An 18538-nucleotide genomic window follows, 5' to 3' on the forward strand; every position below is an offset into this window, starting at 1 on the left:
CCGTTTTTTCGTAAACCACGGTCGGATCAAAATTCGTCGGAACACCTACGGTTTCTTTTTTTATCCGGTTCTTTTTAAAAGAATCGAACAGAATGCGCCGATCCCTTCCTGTCTTCCTAGGGCGCCCATTTTTTCCGTGGTGGTCGCCTTAACGGAAACACAATCGGCGGGAAGAGACAACAAAACGCTTAAGGATTTCGTAATCCTTTCCTTTAAAGGCGCGATTTTAGGACGTTCACCCACCACGGTGCAATCAACGTTGACTAGTTCGAAACCGCGTTCCCGCATCAATTCCAGACATTTGGAAATGATTTTACCGCTATTCATATTTTTTAGGGAAGGATCTGTATCCGGAAAATACCGGCCGATGTCGCCTAACGCGAGCGCTCCTAAAATCGCGTCGGAAATGGCGTGAAGAACGATGTCCGCGTCGGAATGTCCGACCAAGGCGAATTCCGATTCGCACTCGATTCCGCCTAAGATCAAAGGGCGGTCCGGGTTGATTTCCAGTCTATGAAAGTCGATTCCGTTTCCGATCCGATACATTCCAAATTCCTAATTTTTATGATTCTAATGTTCTAAATTACGTTCGCAAGTAGAACGTCCGAAGTTGTGGTCCAGCAAAACGACCGGAAAACGACGTATCTACATTTTTACGTATGTTAGTCGAGTCCGAATATGCGGTTTCGTCTAACGGAAAATCCGAGATTCGGTTTGTCTTTCGCCTTCGAAAAGAAGGGTTGATTCACTTTTTAAACGAAAGATCCAACATTCGTTGGACTGACATTCTCCCTTTTTCGATCACTTCCGGATCGAGATGGATTTCGTATCGATCGTACAAAAGCGCGTCCCGTATCTTTTCCAGGGTGATCCGTTTCATGTGCGGGCAAACTTGACAGGTCGAAACGAAATGTCTGTCCGGAAATTCTGAACGCAGATTGTCCCCCATGGAACATTCCGTGATGAGAAAGATGTTTTTGGCTCCGGACTTTTTGATGAATTCGCTCATTTGGGAGGTGGAACCGGAATAATCCGAACGATCCACCACCTCCGTCTTACATTCCGGATGGGAAATCACGGTGACACCCGGGAATTGTCTCCTAGTTAGATCAATGTCCTCCGCGGAATACATTTCGTGCACCATACAACTTCCGGGATGAGTGATGATTTTTTTCTTCGTGAGATTTTGAACGTTGGCGGCGAGATAACGGTCGGGCAAAAAAATGACCGTATCACTTTCCAGAGATTCGACCACCTGTAGCGCGTTAGCCGAAGTACAGCAGATATCCGTTTCCGCCTTCACGTCCGCGGTGCAGTTCACATAGGTGACGACCGGAATCCCCGGATATGTTCGTTTGAGATCGATCACGTCCTGTCTCGTGATACTTTCGGCCAGGGAACAACCCGCTTTCAGATCCGCGATCAGAACCTTTTTTTCGGGAGACATCAGCTTCGCCGTTTCGGCCATAAAGTGTACTCCGTTAAAAAGAATCACGTCCGCATCCGTATCGGCCGCCACTTTACTTAAATACAACGAATCCCCCGTGATATCCGAAACTCCGTGGAAGACGTCGGGGGTCATGTAGTTGTGTCCGAGTAGGACGGCGTTTTTTTCTTTTTTCAGCTTTTGGATCTCTTCGATCAGAGGAAGTTTTGCTTCCACCTCGTGTTCCATATATGTGTTTTTGAGCGTTTCGGCGATTTCTTCGATGGTTTTCATGGGTAAGGCCAATAAGTTGTTGATGTGGAAATTCCGTTCAGCTTGGGATATCCGGGATCGGCTCCCGTGTTACAATTAGACTGGCATTGTCTCCAAACATTCCCGGCATTTGCGGTTCCGGAACGTTTTGCATCGACATAATCCGCTTCCGAATCGAAGGAGCAATGTCCGGTAGCGGAAGAGGAATAAGTCACGTAGAACGTGGAATTACATTTTCCCCAACAACGAAGCAACTCCTCCAGAGTTTCTCTGTTCTGGAGTGTGAGCGGTTGGATTCCGCTTTGCAGAACATCCAATTCCGACTCGGAACATTTTTCGCTGATGGAAACCGCTTGTTTTAGACAAAGATTTTGTTGCGTGTAATATTCCACACAAGCTGGGTTGGAACCGGAAGCGAGCAGCCAACTGAGGAATTGTTGTCGGGTCGAATCGTCCTCTTTTTTAGAAGCGGGACATCCGAGGAAAACGATCATACAGAAGAGTTGAAAAACGATCCGTTTGTGCACAGCAAAATCCGTTCCGATTCAATTTCTTTCCAATGAATCTTTGCTACAATCAAAAAAACGGAATCGCTCGGAAGCCCAGATCAAATCCGAAGGACTCGATTCTAAAATATATTGACACGATTCTTTTCGTCTTTTAAATCATACCTTATCCCCAAAATCAAACAGGATTGGTGTTACTTTACCATGAGAAAATTATCTTCTCTAATTGCTGTGTTAGTTCTCCTTATGTTCTTAGGAAATTGCGCAGATACAGTCGATGTGGAATATCCGGTATTCCCGAAAGATAAAGAAGGCCGTGCGCTTCAAAAATTCCTCGGAACCATTCGTAACGTAGGTTTGGCCGTCGAGCCCCCTAAAAAAAGTCTTTGGGAAGCGATCTTCGGATCCGGATCCAGCTTTATCGACCAAATGCCTTCTAAAGTTTTCGAGGCATTCGACAAAGAATCCTATTACAAACTGACCGACTTAAGCAAACGTGCGGACATTCTGAACGAGGCAACTCTTTCCTTAACAGGAATCACTAAGTCCAGATCCAAGATCGGAAATCTGATCGGAGCGGAAGCGATCCTTTACATCGGTTATCAAAAACCTTATACCGAGTGCGGCAGCGAGAACAAAATCGACGCGGTTGCGGCCGGTATGAAAGTTGCCGGTTTCGCGGCTTCTATGGCGACTGGAAAAGACGTGAACACAGGAAACGATCCGGTTTCTAAGCCGACCGGAGTTCGTTATATGTTGATTCCTCTCGACGCTACTTTGATCAAAGTAGATACGGGAGAAGTGAAAAAAGCGGTCGTTTCCAATCCTGCGAAAATCTTCAACAGCGTAGGAAACCTCGAGTGTCCTTCCGTTCTCGATTCTTTCGGACAAGGTTTGGATGAAGCTGCGGCGTATATCAAGGGCAGACTTTCTCCTTTAGTTAAAACCGAGAAAATCGAAATTTTCGTAAAAGACGACGATGAGGAAGTGAAAGAACTTCTTCAAGAAGGTTACGAAGAAATCCAAGGTGAAACTCCAAGTTTCAAAAAGGCGAAAGAAGCCTGGGAAAAAGCGGATAAAAAAGCGAAAGGTCAATCTTGGGGAGCGAAAGCGAACCTCGGAACCTTTTACTTTTCTTCCGGTGATTTCGAAAAGGCGATCAAACTCTACGAAGAAGCTATGAAAATCAACGGAGCTAAAAAAAGCTACCTGAGAGAACTTAGAAAAAGAGTAGAAGCTACTTTTGCCGTTGACGAAAGTAACGCAAAGTAAGCAGCTCCTTTGAAATCGCTGAATTGCGGGAAAAGCGGACGTACGTCCGCTTTTCTTATTTATACCCTTTGGATTCCGGTTCTTTTTTTGGTGGATTGCAGAAAGACTCCCAACGAGGAGGAATGTGTCCAGAACCATATGCACAACGTAAAGTTGATCGCACAAGCTCCGGAAACGGAAATTCCGCCTACGATGCAACAGATCATGCTGAAGGAAATCCTTCAACCGGATATGTCTCGGGCCATTGTGCTTCGTTGTATGGAGGAGAAGACCCTCGATCAGGTTCGTTGTGAATTGGAGAAGGAGACGTTTTCCGATTTAAAAACCTGCAAACAGTTCGGAAAGAAAACCCAGGAATGACGAAATCTAAAATCGTCGTTCCTTGAAATTCTAAATACCGCTGATTCGCTTCCGTTTCGTTCCGGGAAATCCTATCGGGAAACGGAGGCGGACCGGTGGATGGGATGGGTTAGAAAGCGAGCCGATTTCTTTGTGTCACACGCGCGGAATCGTTCGCTGTTTTTACGCACGAGTTCCTTGTTTTTTCCTTCGAATTTTTACTCGAATCGATTCGCGCAACGTAGGAGCTCCTCCTTGGTCGCGTTTTTGCAGTTGCAGTTGCAGTTGCAGTTGCAGTTGCAGTTACAAGTTACAGTTACAGTTACAGTTACAAGGGTGCAAACGGCCGATCAATGGCCCGGGTTGTTTCTTCTCAAATAGGCCGGGATGTCGTAATCTTCGCCTTTCGTAGTAGTGCCGTTTGGTGAACGGAAACGTGGAGTTCCCGCATTCCTCTGCGGTTCTACGTTCTCCTCCTGAAAAAAATCCTTTTTCGTTTCCGATGAATGAGATTCCATTCCTACGGCTTTGCGCTGATATCCGTAGGCTTCCTGCACCCTCGTCGTCAAATCCTGATTTTGAGCGGGTTTTCCGACAGCAGAACGTTTGTTGAATCCCGTTGCGATTACGGTCACCCTGATTTTGTTGGAAAGACTTTCGTCTTCGTGAAGGCCGATGATGATGTTCGCGTTCGGATCGACTTGCGAAGTGATGATTCCGGAAACCTCGTTCCAATCCGAGATGGTAAGATCTTTTCCTCCCGATACGTTGATCAAAAGGGAGGACGCACCCGCGATGGATGTGGAGTCTAACAGCGAATTGTTGATCGCGTATTCGACCGCTTCCTTTACTTTTCCTTCTCCGCTTCCTTCTCCCACACCCATAACCGCGTCTCCCGTGTCGCGCATGATTGCTTTTACGTCCGCGAAGTCCACGTTGATGAGGCCGGGGTTGTTGATGATGTCGCTGATTCCGCGCACCGCGTTTAAAAGAATATCGTCGATCACTTGAAACGCGAGATCGATCGGAGTATTTTTGTCCACTACCTTGAAGATGGAATCGTTGTTGATGAGAATCAACGTATCCACGTGCGCGCGGAGTTGTTCGATACCTTTACGCGCGAGTTCCATTCTTCTTCTTCCTTCGAAGGAGAAGGGAAGTGTGACCACTCCGACGACGAGGCATTTCATTTCCTTGGCGATCTTGGCGATAACGGGTGCGGCTCCCGTTCCGGTTCCGCCTCCCATCCCCGCCGTGATAAAAACCATATCCGCTCCCCGCACAACGGATTGAATCCTTTCTTTGTCCTCTTCGGCGGCTTTGTTTCCCAATTCCGGATCGCCGCCCGCTCCCATACCTCGGGTAACTTTCGTTCCTAAGATGATCTTGTTTTCCACGGCGGATCGGAGTAAGACTTGTTCGTCCGTATTGAGAATCGCGAATTCGACCCCTTTGAGGGTGGAGTTGGACATCCGCGTGACTGCGTTCATTCCGCCTCCGCCGATTCCGAACACTTTGATGACGGCGGGACTTGTTTTGGATTCCTCTTCAAATCGAATCATATTCTGTTTTCCTAATAAAGACGTTTCAAAGATTGTCTTCGATCCATCTCCTGATTTTTTTCGTCCAACCTTCGGAACGATCCACGGATTTTTGATCCATGTCCGTCATTCTATCCGCGTATTTGATCATCCCTATGGCCGTAGAAAATTCGGGAGAAGACGCCTTTTCTGCGAGTCCGCCGATTCCTCCCGGTCTCGCGCGGGATGACGTTAGACGAAACACGTCTTCCGCGAGTGTATCGATGCCTTCGAGAAGACTTCCTCCTCCCGTAAGGATTACACCGCCTGCGAGAAGGCCTTTTTTCCCTGACTTTTCGAGTTCCTTATCGGCCATTTCGAAAATTTCACGCATCCTCGGTTCGATAATGGAGACGAGTTCTTCGCGTAGAACTTGACGTGCCGGTCTGCCGCTGATCGGGGGAATTTCTATGGTTTCGGTCGGATCGATTTCGGAAAGAACGGTGTGCCCGTATCTTTTTTTCAAAAGCTCCGCGGTTTCGAGGGTGGTTTTGAGTCCGATCGAAATGTCGCTCGTTACGTTGATTCCTCCGAAAGGGATCACGGCCGAATATGCGATTCCGCCGTCCACATATACGATCAGATCGCAGATTCCCGCGCCTATGTCGAGAACTGCAGTTCCGAGGTCCTTTTCTCCGGAAGTCAATACCGCTTCGGACGAGGCGAGGCTGGACAATACCATTACTTCACAACCGAGTCCGGAAGATTCTATACATTTTTCTAAATTATGAATTGCTGTTATACCGGCGGTTACGATATGAACTTCCGCTTCGAGACGGACTCCCGTCATTCCGATGGGATCGCGAATGCTGGTTTGGTCGTCCACGGAAAATTCCTTGGATAACACGTGAAGAATCTGTTGATCTGCCGGAACGCGGATGGCCTGCGCCGCTTCGATCACGCGTACTACGTCCGGTTCGGCCACCGTTCGATCGCGATTGGTGATGGCCACGACCCCTTTCGAGTTGTCCGCCTTGACGGTTTTTCCCGTAATGTTAACGGCCACGATGGAAATTTCTTGACCGGACATGAGTTCCGCTTCGCTGACCGCTTCTATGATGGAGCGTGTGGTGGATTCTATATTGATGATGGATCCGTTTTTGATTCCGGAAGAAGGATAGGCTCCCGTGCCGATGATTTCGACTTCGTATTCGGAGACGGGACGGGCTACGACCACTTTCGTCAAAGAGGTTCCTAGGTCGAGCGCTGCGATGATTCTATCTTTGGGTTCCGACATATCAATGATAGACCGCGTCTTCTCCTCGAATATCGATCAACTCGGAATGAATTTTATCTTTTTCGAAATAGGCCAAGACAGCGTAGAGTTTGCGGATTTGGTCTTTGTGAAGGAGAGTTCCGACTTGGATTCTCAACTGTACGGGTTCGTCTGCGAAGAAAAAGATTTCTCCGTCTTCTTGTAGGAGGACCTCCGAAATTCTGGGTTTGAGCGCGGGATACATACGAAAGGCCTGTTCTACGGAGGTGTAAAGGTCGCGGAAGCTGGCGTCTTGGATTGCGCCGTTTTTGATCGGAAAATTTCCCGACAAAACACAAAGGTCTTTTTCACGGACGTCGTCTTTGGAAAGGACGCGTAGTTCGGAATCGATTTCATACAGATGTCCGTCCGAGTTGACGACGTAGGAGGACTTACGTTCGGTAAGTTCTATGAGGAGTTGGTCTTCCGACTTTTTGGTGATACGAACGGAGGAAACTCGTGGATGTCTGGAAAGTTTTTTCTCCAGAATGTCCAGATCCAGGGTATCAAAGGAGGTTCCGGGTTGAATTTCGAGCATCCTTACGATTTCTTCCGTTTTAAGTTTTTCATGCCCCGTTATGATTAACTTATTCAGTTCTCGGGGAATTCCTTGGAATCGGATCCCGAGAACAGCCCCCAGTCCCAAAATACAGACCAAAAGAGCCAAAAGGAGAATGTTTCTCCTTTTCTGTATCAATTCTCGTAGGAAGTCAATCAGATTATGTCTCATCGTAATTTCTGTTGGGAAATTTCTTCTTTCAGTTCCAGTATCGGGAATTCGATCGTTGTGTACACCTTGTTTTTTGGTGTGGGAACTCCCGCTTTTTCAAAATGAATTGTGGTTCGTGAGAGTTCCCACACTCGGAAAACGAAGGATTGAAATTCGGACGGGAGTTCCCGCATTTTGAAATCTCACAGAAGACGGTTGTTCTTTGGCGGAGGAGTTCCCGCGAAATTTGAACTAATAACGAAAACTTCCCGCCCGTTTCGTGAGAGTTCCCACATACGAAGAAAATCGGAAGAACATTTGTATTCCCGATTTCCCGGGGGGGGGGCGAACTTCCTGCTTTCCTCCGGCGGCCCGACAAAAAACCACAGAACCTTTTTTACGATGTCAAAAATTCCGACCCATGCGATAAATTGAAAAAAAGAAATTTCACCCGGAACAACCGGATTTCAAACTCCGATCCTATTATTATAGAAAGCAAACTTCCATGAATCTAACGCGGCATACGGCAGTCCTTACCGGAGTAATTTTCTTTTTATCGTTCGCCTTGGGAATGTACATTTCCGTCATCGAAAAAGCGGGAACCAAAGACGATTATCCGTATACGATGAAAATCTACTATCCTCGTTTGGAAGGAATTCATCCCGGCGCTCCGGTGAGAATTTTGGGAGTGGAGCGGGGAATCGTACGCAGTATCGACGTGGTTCCGATTGAAGAAGTGGGGGATCAGCGGTTTCTCAAAAAAGAACAAACCAAGGCCATCGAGATCGTCATACGGTTGAAAGAACCGATTACCCTTTGGGACAATTATAAGATTACGTTTCAGACGAACACGATTCTTTCCGGAAGAACGATCGACATCGATCCAGGATCTTCTGAAAAAGAAGATACGACTTTTTTTCAACCTACGTATTTGGAAGAGGAACAACGTCCTCCGGACTTTCTTCCTTCGGCGGATTACTTTGACGATTTTTTCGCCGCTTCAACGGGAGTGATCCGGGAGAATCGGGAGGATATCCGCGTTTCCTTCAACAACCTGTACGAAATTTCGGAAAAATTGAAATCGAGACGCGGGACGATTCCCCAAATGATTCACTCTCCGGAAACCTACGACAACGTAATGGAACTTTTGACAGACGCGAGGATTTTCGGAACCGACGCTCGGCGTTACGCGGAAGGTTATCGAAAACTGGAACGTTCCGCTCCTACTCCGTTCACGATCAATATGTATCGAAGAACCACTTTGATCGGCAGCGTTTCCAACGATTATTATTTCGGTAAATTATGAATTCCTAAAGTTTTTCGAATTTGGATCCCGGTTTTGTGCCGGAGTCGTTTTTACGACGGAAATTTTTTGGAAGGGAGGCGCGAGTCCGTGTTTCGAGCCAGGGAATTTCCGCTGGATCGGGAGTTCCCGCATATTGCGTCCTGCAACGTGGCATTTGTGTGAGAGTTCCCACATTTCCGCTCCTCCGACCGACACGACGTGTGAGAGTTCCCACACTTTCTCCCGGGGGAAACCGGCCATTCTGCCGATATTTCCCGTATGAAAGTTGCGATCATACACGACTGGCTCAACGGAATGCGGGGCGGAGAACTCGTCCTAGACGCCCTTTTGAAAATTTATCCCTCCGCCGATCTCTTCACGTTATTTTATACACCCGGAAAACTAAACGCGCGCATAGAACAAAGAAAGATCGTTACCGCCTTCACCGATCGGCTTCCGTTTAAAACTTCCCAATATCGTTGGTATCTTCCCTTATTTCCGACGGCGATCGAATCCTTGGATCTCAAAGGATACGACCTCGTATTATCCTCTTCTCATTGTGTGGCCAAAGGTGTGATCACCGATCCGGACGCGGTTCACTTTAGTTACGTACATTCTCCGATGCGATACGTTTGGGATTTGTACTACGATTATTTTCCGGCACGCAAAGGTCTGAAGTTTTTCGCGTTTCAGATGATTTCCAATTATCTTCGGACTTGGGATGCGGCTTCGGCTGCGCGAGTGGATTCGTTTTGGTCCAATTCGGAATTCGTCGCAAGGAGAATCCGGAAATTCTACCGCAGGGAAGCGAAAGTCATCTTTCCACCCTGTCTTCCCGAAAAATGGAAAGTCGTCTCACAAACCAAAGACGATTTCTATCTCATCGTTTCCGCATTCGCCCCCTACAAACGGATCGACCTCGCCGTAGAAGCCTTCCGCAAAAACGGAAAAAAATTGATCCTGATCGGAGGAGGTCAGGAATTCAAAAAGATCGCATCCGATCTTCCGAAAAACGTCGAGCTCATTCCCGATCTGAAACGGGAAGAAGTTTTGGAATATTACGAAAAAGCCAAGGCTTTCGTCTTTCCGGGAATGGAAGACTTCGGAATCGCACCGGTGGAAGCGCAGGCATACAACACTCCGGTGATCGCATTCGGCAAAGGCGGGGCCTTGGAAACCGTCGTTTCCGGCAAAACCGGACTATTTTTTTCGGAACAAACCGTGGAATCGTTAAACGAAGCGATCGATCAAAGCGAGAGAATTTCCTGGAAAACTTCCGAGTTTCAGAAGAATATAAGCCGATTTACCGAGGAAAAATTCATTATCGAAATCCGCAAGCAGGTCGAGAATAGAATCGGAACTCCAAGGAAAAAGGGATAGTCGTTTGATTCTACTTCACAGGTTGAAAGGAGACGAATTCGTTCTCAATGCCTCTCATATAGAGAGTCTCGAAGCGAATCCGGATACGACGATTACCTTGTCCAACGACAGAAAATACGTGGTAAAGGAATCCGTCCCCGAAGTGATCGATAAAATTTTAGAATATAAAAAACGGATTTTAGTATTTCCTCTGGGATCTTCTCCGGATCAGTTCAAAAGGATGGAATAGAAAGTTATGGATTTTGGAACAATAGTCGGTTTAGGTTCGGCGGTCGTCCTGATGATCTTCGGGATCATCTCGGCAGGTTTAAGCCCATTAGACATTTTTGATATTCCGTCGGTCATCATCACGTTCGGAGGAGCTACCGCCGGTACGATCATGGCCGTTCCTTGGGAATCCACTCTCGCCGTGGGAAAGGTGACACAAAAGGTTTTTAGGACCGAAAAAGCGGACTTGATCGAGCTCATTAAAACGTTAGTCTCCTTTTCCGAAAAGGCGAGAAGGGAAGGTCTTCTCGCTCTCGAAGACGACGTCAACGAACTTCCCGACGAATTCCTACGTAAAGGAATCACTCTTGTCGTGGACGGAACCGACCCTGAACTCGTACGGAATATCATGGAAACTGAAATGGGAAACATCGCCTCGCGTCATAACAACGGAAAGGCTTGGTGGGAAAACTGGGGCGCTTTGGCTCCGGCCTTTGGGATGATCGGGACTTTGATCGGACTCGTACAGATGTTGAAGAACCTCGGTTCCGGAGATCCTTCCGCGATCGGAACGGGGATGGCCGCCGCTTTGATCACCACTTTATACGGATCGATGGGCGCCAACATGTTCGCGATTCCCGTCATGAAAAAACTCATGCGTAAATCGGAAGACGAACTTACGATCAAACAAATCATGATCGAAGGAACTCTTTCGATCCAATCCGGGGACAATCCTCGGATCGTTAAGGATAAACTGTCCTCGTTTCTTCCGCCTTCGGAAAGGGACGTGCTCAAAGACGACAGCGAATAGTAAGATCGGTTTTTTATCATGGCAAAAGCGAAATGTCCCGAATGTATTCAGAATATCCCCGAGTATATGCTTACCTACGGGGATATGGTGACCCTGCTTCTGTGCTTCTTTATCATGCTTTACACCACCGGTAAAACGAACGCGATCGAGATGCAGATCATTCTTTCGGCGTTTAAAACCACGACCGGCTTTTTCGACGGAGGTCAAACCCTTTCCAAAGGAAGACTCGAGGAGATGGGAATGAACATCGAAAGTCTTCCGTCCCAGACGACCGGAAAGGCCTTGTCCAAATCCAAAAAACTCGCCACCGAACTTTTTAAACCGGAAGTGGAAGCGGGAAAGGTGAAAATCACCGAAGACGAAAGAGGTTTGATCATCTCTCTCGTAAGCGCGGACTATTTTAATCCCGGATCGGCGATCCTTACCGATTCGATCAAAGTCGCATTAAAAAAAGCGAGTTCGCTTATCAAAGAACTGGATCGTTTCGTCCGAGTGGAAGGGCATTGCGACGCCGACGCGGTCAATCCGGGTGTGGCTCCCGGCAAGGAAGAACGCGCGTATATCAACAACTGGGATCTCGCCGGAGCGAGGGCGATCAATTCCACGGATTATATCATCAACGCGGAGAAGTTGGATCCGGCTTGGTTTCAAGCGGTGAGTTTCGGCGCATTCAGACCTTTGGTCGTGGAGTATTCCGGAACACCCGAGGCAAAAGCCTACAATCGAAGAATCGATATCGTAATCATGACGGATAAGTCCACCAAACGAAGTCCTTACGAAACCAACTTCGGACTTCCGAAAACTAAAATTCCCGGCTCCGAGTCGAGTGTACCCGGCAAAGAGTGATCGGAAGAGCAACTAACGTTAAAATTCAGGAGGCAGAACGATGGGTGATGCGGAAATAGACGAGGAAGAAGGCGGGCTACCCGCCGCCGAAGGCGGCGGCGGAACATCTCCCATTATCAAATGGCTTCTATACGTTGCGGGAGCGATATTCGGAATCATCATCGTCGCGATCATCGCTATGGTGGTCGCTAAACAGACCGCGACGAGCACGTTCAAGCAGATGAAGAACGTGGCGTTGGTGAAACCGCCTCCGCCTCTGGCGAATTACAACTTCACCGAGGAATTCAGGATCAATACTTCGGACAAAGGTGAGGCGCACTTCGTAAAGATGAAACTCGCGTTCGGAATCGCGAAAGAGGATCAGACCTTATCCGCCGAACTCGCGGAAAGAAACGCTCAGATGCGCGACTTGATCAATCTCATCGTGGGAAGAAAATCCAAGGACGAATTGATCAATATAGAGGATCAGCTGGATCTGCGGGAAGAGATCAAGGCTCAGGTGAATCATATTCTTACGGAAGGAAAAATCCAAGAGGTTTACTTCACCGAGTTCATCGTAAACTGATGGGGAAAATCCTAGGCGTAATTCCGGCGCGTTACGCGAGTTCTCGGTTTCCGGGAAAGCCGCTCGCCAAAATCGGAAATAAAACGATGATCGAGTGGACGTATCGGAACGCTTTCCGCTCTTCCACCTTATCGGAGTTAGTCGTTGCGACCGACGACGATAGGATTCATAAAGAGGTACTTCGTTTCGGAGGGAAAAGCGTGATGACGAGCGTCGATCATCCTTCCGGAACGGATCGAATCATCGAAGTGGCCGATCGATTTTCTGAATATTCAATAATTGTAAATATCCAAGGCGACGAACCCGGAATCGAACCCGAACTGATCGACGGAGTCGCCGGTCTTAAGGCGAAACATCCGGAATGGGCGATGAGCACGGCTGCGGTTCCTATTTCGGATCCGGCGCAAGGACTCGATCCCAATCGGGTGAAGGTGATCGTCGATCGAAACGGTAAGGCGATTTATTTTTCGCGTTCTTTGATTCCGAGTCAGTTTAAAGCGACGGTTCCTTTGCAAAGGCATTTGGGAATTTACGCATACGATCGTGAGTTTTTGCTGCAATACAATTCTCTTCCCAAAAGTATTTTGGAAGAATCCGAATCCCTCGAACAATTGAGAGCCGTGGAAGCGGGATATGGGATCGGTGTTTATACCGCCAAAGAAGCGGGTTTATCGGTGGATACGCCGGAAGATTTGGAACTTGTGGTCGAAGATTTTAAGAAACGGAAGTGGCTTACTTAAGCGCTTCCTGCAGGGAATTGTGGATCAAAACGAAATCCGTGAGTCCGACGATATCCATCACTTTGCGGAAATGTTCGTTTAGGCCGGCGAATTCGATTTTGCCTTTGGTCTCGGAGGCCCTTGTAATCAAACTGATCAAGGTGGCGATTCCTGCGGAGTTGATGTAGGATGTCCCCTGAAAGTTCAGGATGACTCTGTTTCTTTTTTCTTGCGGAATCGATTCGTATTTTCCCACGATTTCATCATCCGCTTCGGAGGTAATTTCTCCTTCGATATGAATGATCGGAACGGAAACGGAAAGATCTACGAAAATTTTAAACTCGTCGGACATAATCGAATCTTTCCACTAAAAATCGTTAAATTCCATTAAAGTCAATCGAATTACGCATAATTTCCGAGTTCAGCCGGAGACAACTGGTCAAATTGTCTTCCGCATTTTTTGCAATAAAATTTGACCGAGTTCGGTTTGGAGGAGATGCCGAAAAGGATCAGAAAGATTGCGAATTTTGAATACGTTTTTTCTTCCCTCGCGTTCGGCGAGGTTCTACTGATTCCGCAGTCTTCACCGCAGGGAGGAGATTGTATCGGGGTCACGAGATTAGGATCCTGTCGGAGGTTAAAAATGCCAGTCGAAAATGCGAAGGCCGGAAAACAAAATGTGCTCCGACCTTCCGGAGTTCTTAGTTTTGGGAAAGGTGAACTACGTATTTCGCGAGTAGTTTCAGATTCTCGTCGCCTAAGAATTTGTAAGCGACCATCGGGCTGTTTGGAATTCCGTTGTTCAAGGTTTTGAGAACGCCCGCTTCGGTATTTCCGTTTTTCCACTGAGACGCGGGGGATTTGTAATTTCGTGGTTTCGGATTCAAACTCGCAGCAGCGGCGCCGTCTCCGGCTCCTTTTTCACCGTGACAAGAAGAACAGTTCTGAAGAAAAATCTCCTGTCCTTTTTGTAGTTCGGGGCTGAGAGCAGAGGCCGTTTCAGCCGTCGGAGCGGGTGTGGTTTCAGCCGGTTTTTCGGACTTATCTCCGCAGTTCAAAAAAAGAACCAAGGAGATAAGAGCGATCGCGATGGAAAGAATGATATTTTTGGAATTCATCGAAAATCACCTCTATGTATGCGGCCAGCCTACCGGGCGATCCGATTTCAAGATAGAATTTTTTTGTCAGACAAATGTCATGGACCTTGATTTTTCTCAAGTGTTCCGACGATCGCAATCAAACGGGAGAAAAGATAAAACCGATCTCCGGTTCCTCGTTTCTGAATTTTACGTCCCAGCCGATTCGCACCGATTCGGTCACGGGAGTTCCCGCAACTTCTCCCTCTAAAATTCCCATCGTTCGGATCCCTTCTTCGAGTTCGACGACCGCGAGCACGTAGGGTGCTCGTCGGGAGAGTCGGCCGAATCCTACGTGAACCACCGTGTAGGTGAAAATTTTTCCGGTTCCGGAAAACGTGATTTCCGAAACGTCGGAATTACCGCAGTTCGTACATCCGACCGGAGATTCCGTCGTTTGAAAACCGCAGGAATCACATCGGATTCCTTTCAAAATAGGGAAAATGGTTTCGGACATACGTAAGTCCTCCGAAAAAAATCGACGAATCGGAACGGAGAGGTCGTCGTTTTACCTTCAAAATCCGTAAAGAAAGAATCGGTAAGAGCCCGCGGAAGTGCATCTCTTTTTTACGACGTTCGCCGCCGATTTTGCCTATGCGGATGCGGTTTTCTTTCGTAGTTTTGACTTTGAACCAAGGCCGGACTTTGTCGTTAAAAACCGCGGCAGATCTGAACGGACCTCGCGGTCCGCTGGTCGGAATTCCTACGGAACTAAGAATGTTCGATTTAAAGAATTACATCCTTATACTCAAGGCGATCTCGATCGTACAACTATTCTTTTTGATTCTAAATTTTCTGATCAGAATGAAAACGACTTATCAGGGAATTTTCGGAAGTTTATTCTTGGGCAGTTTGATCGCTTATTTTATATGTCCGATGATCGAACATCCGGAAACGCATCCGATCGTATTTATTCCCGTTCATATCGGCTGTTATTCCGTTTCCTTCTTTTTTTATCTTTTCGTTACCGCTCTGTTTGCCGACCGGTTTCGTCCGCGGTTGGCGCACGCTGCTTTATTCGTCTCGATCAACGTATTTTGTTTTTATATATTCGTAATTTCGAATGTAAGAAACGAAACTACGATCGTTTCGAAAATCCTATTCGCCGCGCCTCAGATGTTATTTTTGGGGCTCATACTGGCGGCGTTGAAAAACGTATTAAAAGAAAAGAATATGGATCTGATCGAATCGAGAAGGGAGTTCAGGGTCGTTTTCGTTTTTTTGACCGGCGCGTATGCGATCTCCGTCGTTTTGGTCGAATTGATTCTGAAGTATTCGGATTATTCCGCGGAACTGGACCTATTGAATTCGTTTCTGATTACGATTCTGATTTTTTTCCTTTCGTTCCGACTTTTCGAATTTCGGGAGAATACATTTTTCGTTCCCGATCTCAAAAAGACGGAAGAACCCTTGGACGAGAGTTTATTCGGAAAATTGAATATACTTTTGGAGGAGGAGAAAGTATATCTGACGGAAAATCTGACAATATTGAAATTGGCGCGGAGGATCGGGGTTTCCGAAAAGAAAATACGCAGATTGATCAATCAGGGCCTAGGGTATAGGAATTTTAACGAATTCCTAAATCATTATCGAATTCGCGAGGCAAAGGCGATTTTATCGGACCCTACGAAAAACGAAGTTCCGGTTTTGCGGATCGCGATGGATCTCGGTTACGGTTCTCTGGCTCCGTTTAATCGCGCGTTTAAGGAAATCGCGGGAACCACTCCTTCCGATTTCAGGAAACAAATTCTTTCGCGGACACGGTAGGAAATACGCGCGAAAAATCGCGCGTCCGATCGGAATTTTTTCGTTTGGATCGGTTCGTTTTCTCTAAATGTGTTTTGGTTGGATCGGCGTTTTTGATTCCATCGATCCCGCCAGCGTTTTTCAATTCGTATCGTTTTCGATTTGATCCGAAAGCCTCTTTTCTTTTTCCTCCGTAATCTTGCGAAAGGTTTTTTCGTATTCCGGATGAATCGTTCCGAATAACCCGTCCCAAATCGTCGTATAAAGCCCGAAGTTGTAACGAAAGAATTGGTGGTGCATATCGTGATTCGTATTCGTGTTGATATGTTTCAGAATTCCGTTGGAAAGAAAGCGGCCGGGAAAAATTTCGTAACCGCTGTGACCCAACACGTTTCTGACGATTTGAAACGTCATCGAAATCAATAGGGCCAAGTTGTGGACCGGGAACAAGGAAACCACGATCGGTAGAATCAACGCGTGAAGGAGCGCTTCTCCCGGGCTGAACGAATAAGCGGTCCAGGGCGAAGGTATGACCGATTCGTGATGAACCTTGTGGAGCAATCGGAAGAACGGCTTCGTGTGCATCAAACGATGGGTCCAATAAAAATAAAAGTCTTGGACCGCCAAAATCAGAAAGACGCTCAGAAACAAATAACCCCAACCGTATTCGCGGACGTCTTCATAAAATTTAAAATAACCTAATTTACGAAAAAATAATACCGTTAGGGTCACTAAGGTATAAACCGAGACGGAGGAAACGGAATAGAGGAATTCCCTTAGAAACTGGGACGGTTGCGCTTTTTTATTCTGAATCTTCCTGTTCTGAAAGGGGTGTTTCCATACGTACAAAATCAGAAAGGCGAGGCCCGCAAACACGAAGTAGCGCAGAAAATCGATCATAAAGATCGCTGGTGTGTGCGGAATCAATTCGAGTAGGTTTTCGATCCATCGGGAATATTGGTTCATTGTTTTTCCTTTCGTTCGGTTTTTTCCTCCGAACATTAGAAAACAGTAAAACGTATTTTCCGCTTCTTTTCCTATCGAATCCGGACGAAAGCCGATCAAAGCCGGATTCGATCAGTCTTTTCGCGCCAAAAAACCGTAGTGATACGGAGGTAAATCGATCGGCGTGGCGGAATCGACGCGGAAGTTCGTCGATTTTGCCCAACGATATACGTCTTCCGGTTTCGGTCTGATTTCCATTTTCGGACCGCGAGGAGTTCGTGAATCGTAATTCCAATGGACAAGTCCTGCGATTCCTCCCGGTTTTAAAATTCTGCGGGCCTCGGCGAGGATCGCAATGGGATCTTCATGGTGAAGAAGATTGAAGATCATGACGTAATCGACGGAGTTTGCGGATAAGGAAGTGCCTTGTCCGATGATATCCTTTTCAACGGGGAGAATATCGTTCAAACCTTCTTCTTCCTTTTTTTTGACAAGATCTCGAACTAGATCCGCTTCGATTTCAAAGGCGACGATTCGCGTTTTTCGCATCCTTGCAAGCGGCAGAGTAAAGGTTCCATAGCCGGAGCCGAATTCGACGGTCGTTCCGGTTTCCCGGGATAATTCCATTCGTTCCAAAATTAAGGGAACGTCAAAAAGGCCGTTCCAATATTCGGAATCAGGCATTCCGCTATCTCTTACTTTCATAGGACTCATTCAAAAAACCGGTTGACAAAAGTCAATCAAATATTCAAATATATATTTGAATATTTGAGGAATTATGGACCGCCAAAAATCGGGAAGACAATTTAAGGATTTTATCTACGTCGCACTTTCCAAATACGGAAAAGCGATTTCGGATCCGAAGCGGATCGAGTTGCTCGACCTTTTGTTGCAAGCCGAGAAAAATGTGGATCTTTTGTCTAAGGAAATCGGTATGAGCGTCGCTTCTACGTCGCACCACCTACAGATTCTAAAGGACGCGCGTTTGGTCGGCGATCGTAAGGACGGAAGGAATATTTTTTATCGGATAGAAGCTGTCGGCACCGCGATTTTCGGGGTCGTCGCGGAATCCGGGCGTGAATTTAACGCGGAAATCAAGGTCGTTATGGATTCGTTCTTCGGCGACGAATGCGAATTAAAAGAATTGGAATATTCCGATTTTATAAAGCGTATTTCCTTGAAGGAGGTCGTCCTTGTGGACGTTCGGCCGAGCGACGAATATGCGGCGGGGCATTTCCCGGGTGCGATTTCCGTTCCGCTCAAAGAGCTTGAATCTAAACTCGCCTCGTTTCCAAAACGCAAGAAAATCGTCGCGTATTGCCGAGGTAAGTATTGCGTTTTATCGAAGGAGGCCGTGGAAATTCTCAGGAGTCACGGTCTGAATGCGTATCGTATTTCCCACGGTCCTCTCGAATTCGCGAACGCCGGTTTCGAATTCGTTAAATAGGGGATTTTGACGAAGGGTTTTCTATACGCGTTCACGCGTTCGAATTTTCGTATAAAGATAGAAGTCTCCTACGCCGACGGATTTCGTATTT

General features: G+C 47.0%; 23 protein-coding genes. 11 read left to right on the forward strand and 12 right to left on the reverse strand.

What is annotated here, in order from left to right; all coding sequences use genetic code 11:
- Positions 1–60: 60 nt before the first annotated feature.
- The 3 genes from ispF to EHQ17_RS03555 form a co-directional block, all read right to left on the reverse strand.
- Complete coding sequence (gene ispF / locus EHQ17_RS03545; protein ID WP_135594738.1) at positions 61–546, reverse strand: 2-C-methyl-D-erythritol 2,4-cyclodiphosphate synthase; 486 nt, start codon at positions 544–546, stop codon at positions 61–63.
- Between the two features lie 199 nt (positions 547–745).
- Positions 746–1720, reverse strand: a complete 975-nt coding sequence (gene nadA / locus EHQ17_RS03550) for a quinolinate synthase NadA (RefSeq protein ID WP_135594740.1) — start codon at positions 1718–1720, stop codon at positions 746–748.
- Positions 1717–2193 carry a hypothetical protein gene (locus EHQ17_RS03555; protein ID WP_135594742.1) on the reverse strand — a complete coding sequence of 159 codons (477 nt, stop codon included), beginning with the start codon at positions 2191–2193 and terminating at the stop codon, positions 1717–1719. Before EHQ17_RS03555 ends, nadA begins: the two co-directional genes overlap by 4 nt.
- A gap of 216 nt (positions 2194–2409) precedes the next feature.
- On the opposite strand from EHQ17_RS03555, the gene EHQ17_RS03560 reads away from it, so the two are divergent.
- Together EHQ17_RS03560 and lep are read left to right on the forward strand one after the other, a co-directional pair.
- Positions 2410–3477, forward strand: coding sequence for a lipoprotein LipL41 (locus tag EHQ17_RS03560; protein ID WP_135594744.1), 1068 nt, complete (start codon positions 2410–2412; stop codon positions 3475–3477).
- 9 nt (positions 3478–3486) lie between these two features.
- Positions 3487–3837, forward strand: a complete 351-nt coding sequence (lep, locus tag EHQ17_RS03565; protein ID WP_135594746.1) for a LipL41-expression chaperone Lep — start codon at positions 3487–3489, stop codon at positions 3835–3837.
- A 329-nt stretch (positions 3838–4166) separates the two neighbouring features.
- Here the strand turns inward: lep and ftsZ are convergent, their stop codons facing one another.
- Genes ftsZ through EHQ17_RS03580 form a run of 3 tightly spaced genes read right to left on the reverse strand, consistent with a single transcriptional unit; the run spans position 4167 to position 7381 of the window.
- Positions 4167–5378: a cell division protein FtsZ gene (gene ftsZ, locus EHQ17_RS03570; RefSeq protein ID WP_135594748.1), complete on the reverse strand. Its 1212-nt coding sequence runs from the start codon at positions 5376–5378 to the stop codon at positions 4167–4169.
- Between the two features lie 25 nt (positions 5379–5403).
- Positions 5404–6633 carry a cell division protein FtsA gene (gene ftsA, locus EHQ17_RS03575; RefSeq protein WP_135594750.1) on the reverse strand — a complete coding sequence of 410 codons (1230 nt, stop codon included), beginning with the start codon at positions 6631–6633 and terminating at the stop codon, positions 5404–5406.
- Position 6634: 1 nt separating this feature from the next.
- Entirely contained in the window at positions 6635–7381 is a 747-nt protein-coding gene (locus tag EHQ17_RS03580; RefSeq protein ID WP_135594752.1) for a cell division protein FtsQ/DivIB, read from the reverse strand.
- Positions 7382–7865: 484 nt separating this feature from the next.
- On the opposite strand from EHQ17_RS03580, the gene EHQ17_RS03585 reads away from it, so the two are divergent.
- From EHQ17_RS03585 to kdsB, 7 genes are all read left to right on the forward strand, one after another.
- Positions 7866–8666: an MlaD family protein gene (locus tag EHQ17_RS03585; RefSeq protein ID WP_135594754.1), complete on the forward strand. Its 801-nt coding sequence runs from the start codon at positions 7866–7868 to the stop codon at positions 8664–8666.
- Positions 8667–8924: 258 nt separating this feature from the next.
- Positions 8925–10025: a glycosyltransferase gene (locus EHQ17_RS03590; RefSeq protein ID WP_135594756.1), complete on the forward strand. Its 1101-nt coding sequence runs from the start codon at positions 8925–8927 to the stop codon at positions 10023–10025.
- 4 nt (positions 10026–10029) lie between these two features.
- Positions 10030–10254, forward strand: coding sequence for a flagellar FlbD family protein (locus EHQ17_RS03595; RefSeq protein ID WP_135594758.1), 225 nt, complete (start codon positions 10030–10032; stop codon positions 10252–10254).
- Positions 10255–10260: 6 nt separating this feature from the next.
- Positions 10261–11043 carry a motility protein A gene (locus EHQ17_RS03600; RefSeq protein ID WP_135594760.1) on the forward strand — a complete coding sequence of 261 codons (783 nt, stop codon included), beginning with the start codon at positions 10261–10263 and terminating at the stop codon, positions 11041–11043.
- Positions 11044–11061: 18 nt separating this feature from the next.
- On the forward strand, positions 11062–11889 hold the full coding sequence (gene motB, locus EHQ17_RS03605; protein WP_135594762.1) for a flagellar motor protein MotB: 828 nt from the start codon (positions 11062–11064) through the stop codon (positions 11887–11889).
- A 40-nt stretch (positions 11890–11929) separates the two neighbouring features.
- On the forward strand, positions 11930–12454 hold the full coding sequence (locus EHQ17_RS03610; protein WP_010573664.1) for a flagellar basal body-associated FliL family protein: 525 nt from the start codon (positions 11930–11932) through the stop codon (positions 12452–12454).
- A complete protein-coding gene (gene kdsB, locus EHQ17_RS03615; RefSeq protein WP_135594764.1) occupies positions 12454–13194 on the forward strand; it encodes a 3-deoxy-manno-octulosonate cytidylyltransferase in 741 nt (246 codons plus the stop codon). Before EHQ17_RS03610 ends, kdsB begins: the two co-directional genes overlap by 1 nt.
- Here kdsB and EHQ17_RS03620 read toward each other — a convergent pair.
- The 4 genes from EHQ17_RS03620 to EHQ17_RS03635 all read right to left on the reverse strand — a co-directional run bounded on the left by EHQ17_RS03620 (position 13187) and on the right by EHQ17_RS03635 (position 14766).
- Positions 13187–13525, reverse strand: a complete 339-nt coding sequence (locus EHQ17_RS03620) for an STAS domain-containing protein (RefSeq protein WP_135594766.1) — start codon at positions 13523–13525, stop codon at positions 13187–13189. The genes kdsB and EHQ17_RS03620 overlap by 8 nt on opposite strands.
- 50 nt (positions 13526–13575) lie before the next feature.
- Positions 13576–13788 carry a hypothetical protein gene (locus EHQ17_RS03625; protein WP_135594768.1) on the reverse strand — a complete coding sequence of 71 codons (213 nt, stop codon included), beginning with the start codon at positions 13786–13788 and terminating at the stop codon, positions 13576–13578.
- An 86-nt stretch (positions 13789–13874) separates the two neighbouring features.
- A complete protein-coding gene (locus EHQ17_RS03630) occupies positions 13875–14291 on the reverse strand; it encodes a c-type cytochrome (protein ID WP_135594770.1) in 417 nt (138 codons plus the stop codon).
- A gap of 118 nt (positions 14292–14409) precedes the next feature.
- On the reverse strand, positions 14410–14766 hold the full coding sequence (locus EHQ17_RS03635) for a Zn-ribbon domain-containing OB-fold protein (protein WP_135594772.1): 357 nt from the start codon (positions 14764–14766) through the stop codon (positions 14410–14412).
- A gap of 137 nt (positions 14767–14903) precedes the next feature.
- Between EHQ17_RS03635 and EHQ17_RS03640 the strand changes: the two genes are divergently transcribed.
- Positions 14904–16076 carry an AraC family transcriptional regulator gene (locus EHQ17_RS03640; RefSeq protein ID WP_246057367.1) on the forward strand — a complete coding sequence of 391 codons (1173 nt, stop codon included), beginning with the start codon at positions 14904–14906 and terminating at the stop codon, positions 16074–16076.
- A gap of 120 nt (positions 16077–16196) precedes the next feature.
- Here EHQ17_RS03640 and EHQ17_RS03645 read toward each other — a convergent pair whose 3' ends face one another.
- Positions 16197–17021 carry a sterol desaturase family protein gene (locus EHQ17_RS03645; protein ID WP_135594774.1) on the reverse strand — a complete coding sequence of 275 codons (825 nt, stop codon included), beginning with the start codon at positions 17019–17021 and terminating at the stop codon, positions 16197–16199.
- Between the two features lie 111 nt (positions 17022–17132).
- Entirely contained in the window at positions 17133–17684 is a 552-nt protein-coding gene (locus tag EHQ17_RS03650) for a class I SAM-dependent methyltransferase (RefSeq protein ID WP_246057369.1), read from the reverse strand.
- Positions 17685–17778: 94 nt separating this feature from the next.
- Between EHQ17_RS03650 and EHQ17_RS03655 the strand changes: the two genes are divergently transcribed.
- Positions 17779–18447, forward strand: coding sequence for a metalloregulator ArsR/SmtB family transcription factor (locus EHQ17_RS03655; protein WP_135594778.1), 669 nt, complete (start codon positions 17779–17781; stop codon positions 18445–18447).
- Positions 18448–18538 lie beyond the last annotated feature (91 nt).

Source organism: Leptospira gomenensis (assembly GCF_004770155.1).
GTDB classification, from domain to species: Bacteria; Spirochaetota; Leptospiria; order Leptospirales; family Leptospiraceae; genus Leptospira; species Leptospira gomenensis.

What these genes read in the sequence shown, in the direction of transcription:
- ispF (WP_135594738.1), bottom strand. Translation starts at nt 546, where the DNA reads ATGTATCGGATCGGAAACGGAATCGACTTTCATAGACTGGAAATCAAC.
- nadA (WP_135594740.1), bottom strand. Translation starts at nt 1,720, where the DNA reads ATGAAAACCATCGAAGAAATCGCCGAAACGCTCAAAAACACATATATG.
- EHQ17_RS03555 (WP_135594742.1), bottom strand. Translation starts at nt 2,193, where the DNA reads ATGATCGTTTTCCTCGGATGTCCCGCTTCTAAAAAAGAGGACGATTCG.
- EHQ17_RS03560 (WP_135594744.1), top strand. Translation starts at nt 2,410, where the DNA reads ATGAGAAAATTATCTTCTCTAATTGCTGTGTTAGTTCTCCTTATGTTC.
- ftsZ (WP_135594748.1), bottom strand. Translation starts at nt 5,378, where the DNA reads ATGATTCGATTTGAAGAGGAATCCAAAACAAGTCCCGCCGTCATCAAA.
- ftsA (WP_135594750.1), bottom strand. Translation starts at nt 6,633, where the DNA reads ATGTCGGAACCCAAAGATAGAATCATCGCAGCGCTCGACCTAGGAACC.
- EHQ17_RS03580 (WP_135594752.1), bottom strand. Translation starts at nt 7,381, where the DNA reads ATGAGACATAATCTGATTGACTTCCTACGAGAATTGATACAGAAAAGG.
- EHQ17_RS03585 (WP_135594754.1), top strand. Translation starts at nt 7,866, where the DNA reads ATGAATCTAACGCGGCATACGGCAGTCCTTACCGGAGTAATTTTCTTT.
- EHQ17_RS03590 (WP_135594756.1), top strand. Translation starts at nt 8,925, where the DNA reads ATGAAAGTTGCGATCATACACGACTGGCTCAACGGAATGCGGGGCGGA.
- EHQ17_RS03600 (WP_135594760.1), top strand. Translation starts at nt 10,261, where the DNA reads ATGGATTTTGGAACAATAGTCGGTTTAGGTTCGGCGGTCGTCCTGATG.
- motB (WP_135594762.1), top strand. Translation starts at nt 11,062, where the DNA reads ATGGCAAAAGCGAAATGTCCCGAATGTATTCAGAATATCCCCGAGTAT.
- EHQ17_RS03610 (WP_010573664.1), top strand. Translation starts at nt 11,930, where the DNA reads ATGGGTGATGCGGAAATAGACGAGGAAGAAGGCGGGCTACCCGCCGCC.
- kdsB (WP_135594764.1), top strand. Translation starts at nt 12,454, where the DNA reads ATGGGGAAAATCCTAGGCGTAATTCCGGCGCGTTACGCGAGTTCTCGG.
- EHQ17_RS03620 (WP_135594766.1), bottom strand. Translation starts at nt 13,525, where the DNA reads ATGTCCGACGAGTTTAAAATTTTCGTAGATCTTTCCGTTTCCGTTCCG.
- EHQ17_RS03630 (WP_135594770.1), bottom strand. Translation starts at nt 14,291, where the DNA reads ATGAATTCCAAAAATATCATTCTTTCCATCGCGATCGCTCTTATCTCC.
- EHQ17_RS03635 (WP_135594772.1), bottom strand. Translation starts at nt 14,766, where the DNA reads ATGTCCGAAACCATTTTCCCTATTTTGAAAGGAATCCGATGTGATTCC.
- EHQ17_RS03640 (WP_246057367.1), top strand. Translation starts at nt 14,904, where the DNA reads ATGCGGATGCGGTTTTCTTTCGTAGTTTTGACTTTGAACCAAGGCCGG.
- EHQ17_RS03645 (WP_135594774.1), bottom strand. Translation starts at nt 17,021, where the DNA reads ATGAACCAATATTCCCGATGGATCGAAAACCTACTCGAATTGATTCCG.
- EHQ17_RS03650 (WP_246057369.1), bottom strand. Translation starts at nt 17,684, where the DNA reads ATGCCTGATTCCGAATATTGGAACGGCCTTTTTGACGTTCCCTTAATT.
- EHQ17_RS03655 (WP_135594778.1), top strand. Translation starts at nt 17,779, where the DNA reads ATGGACCGCCAAAAATCGGGAAGACAATTTAAGGATTTTATCTACGTC.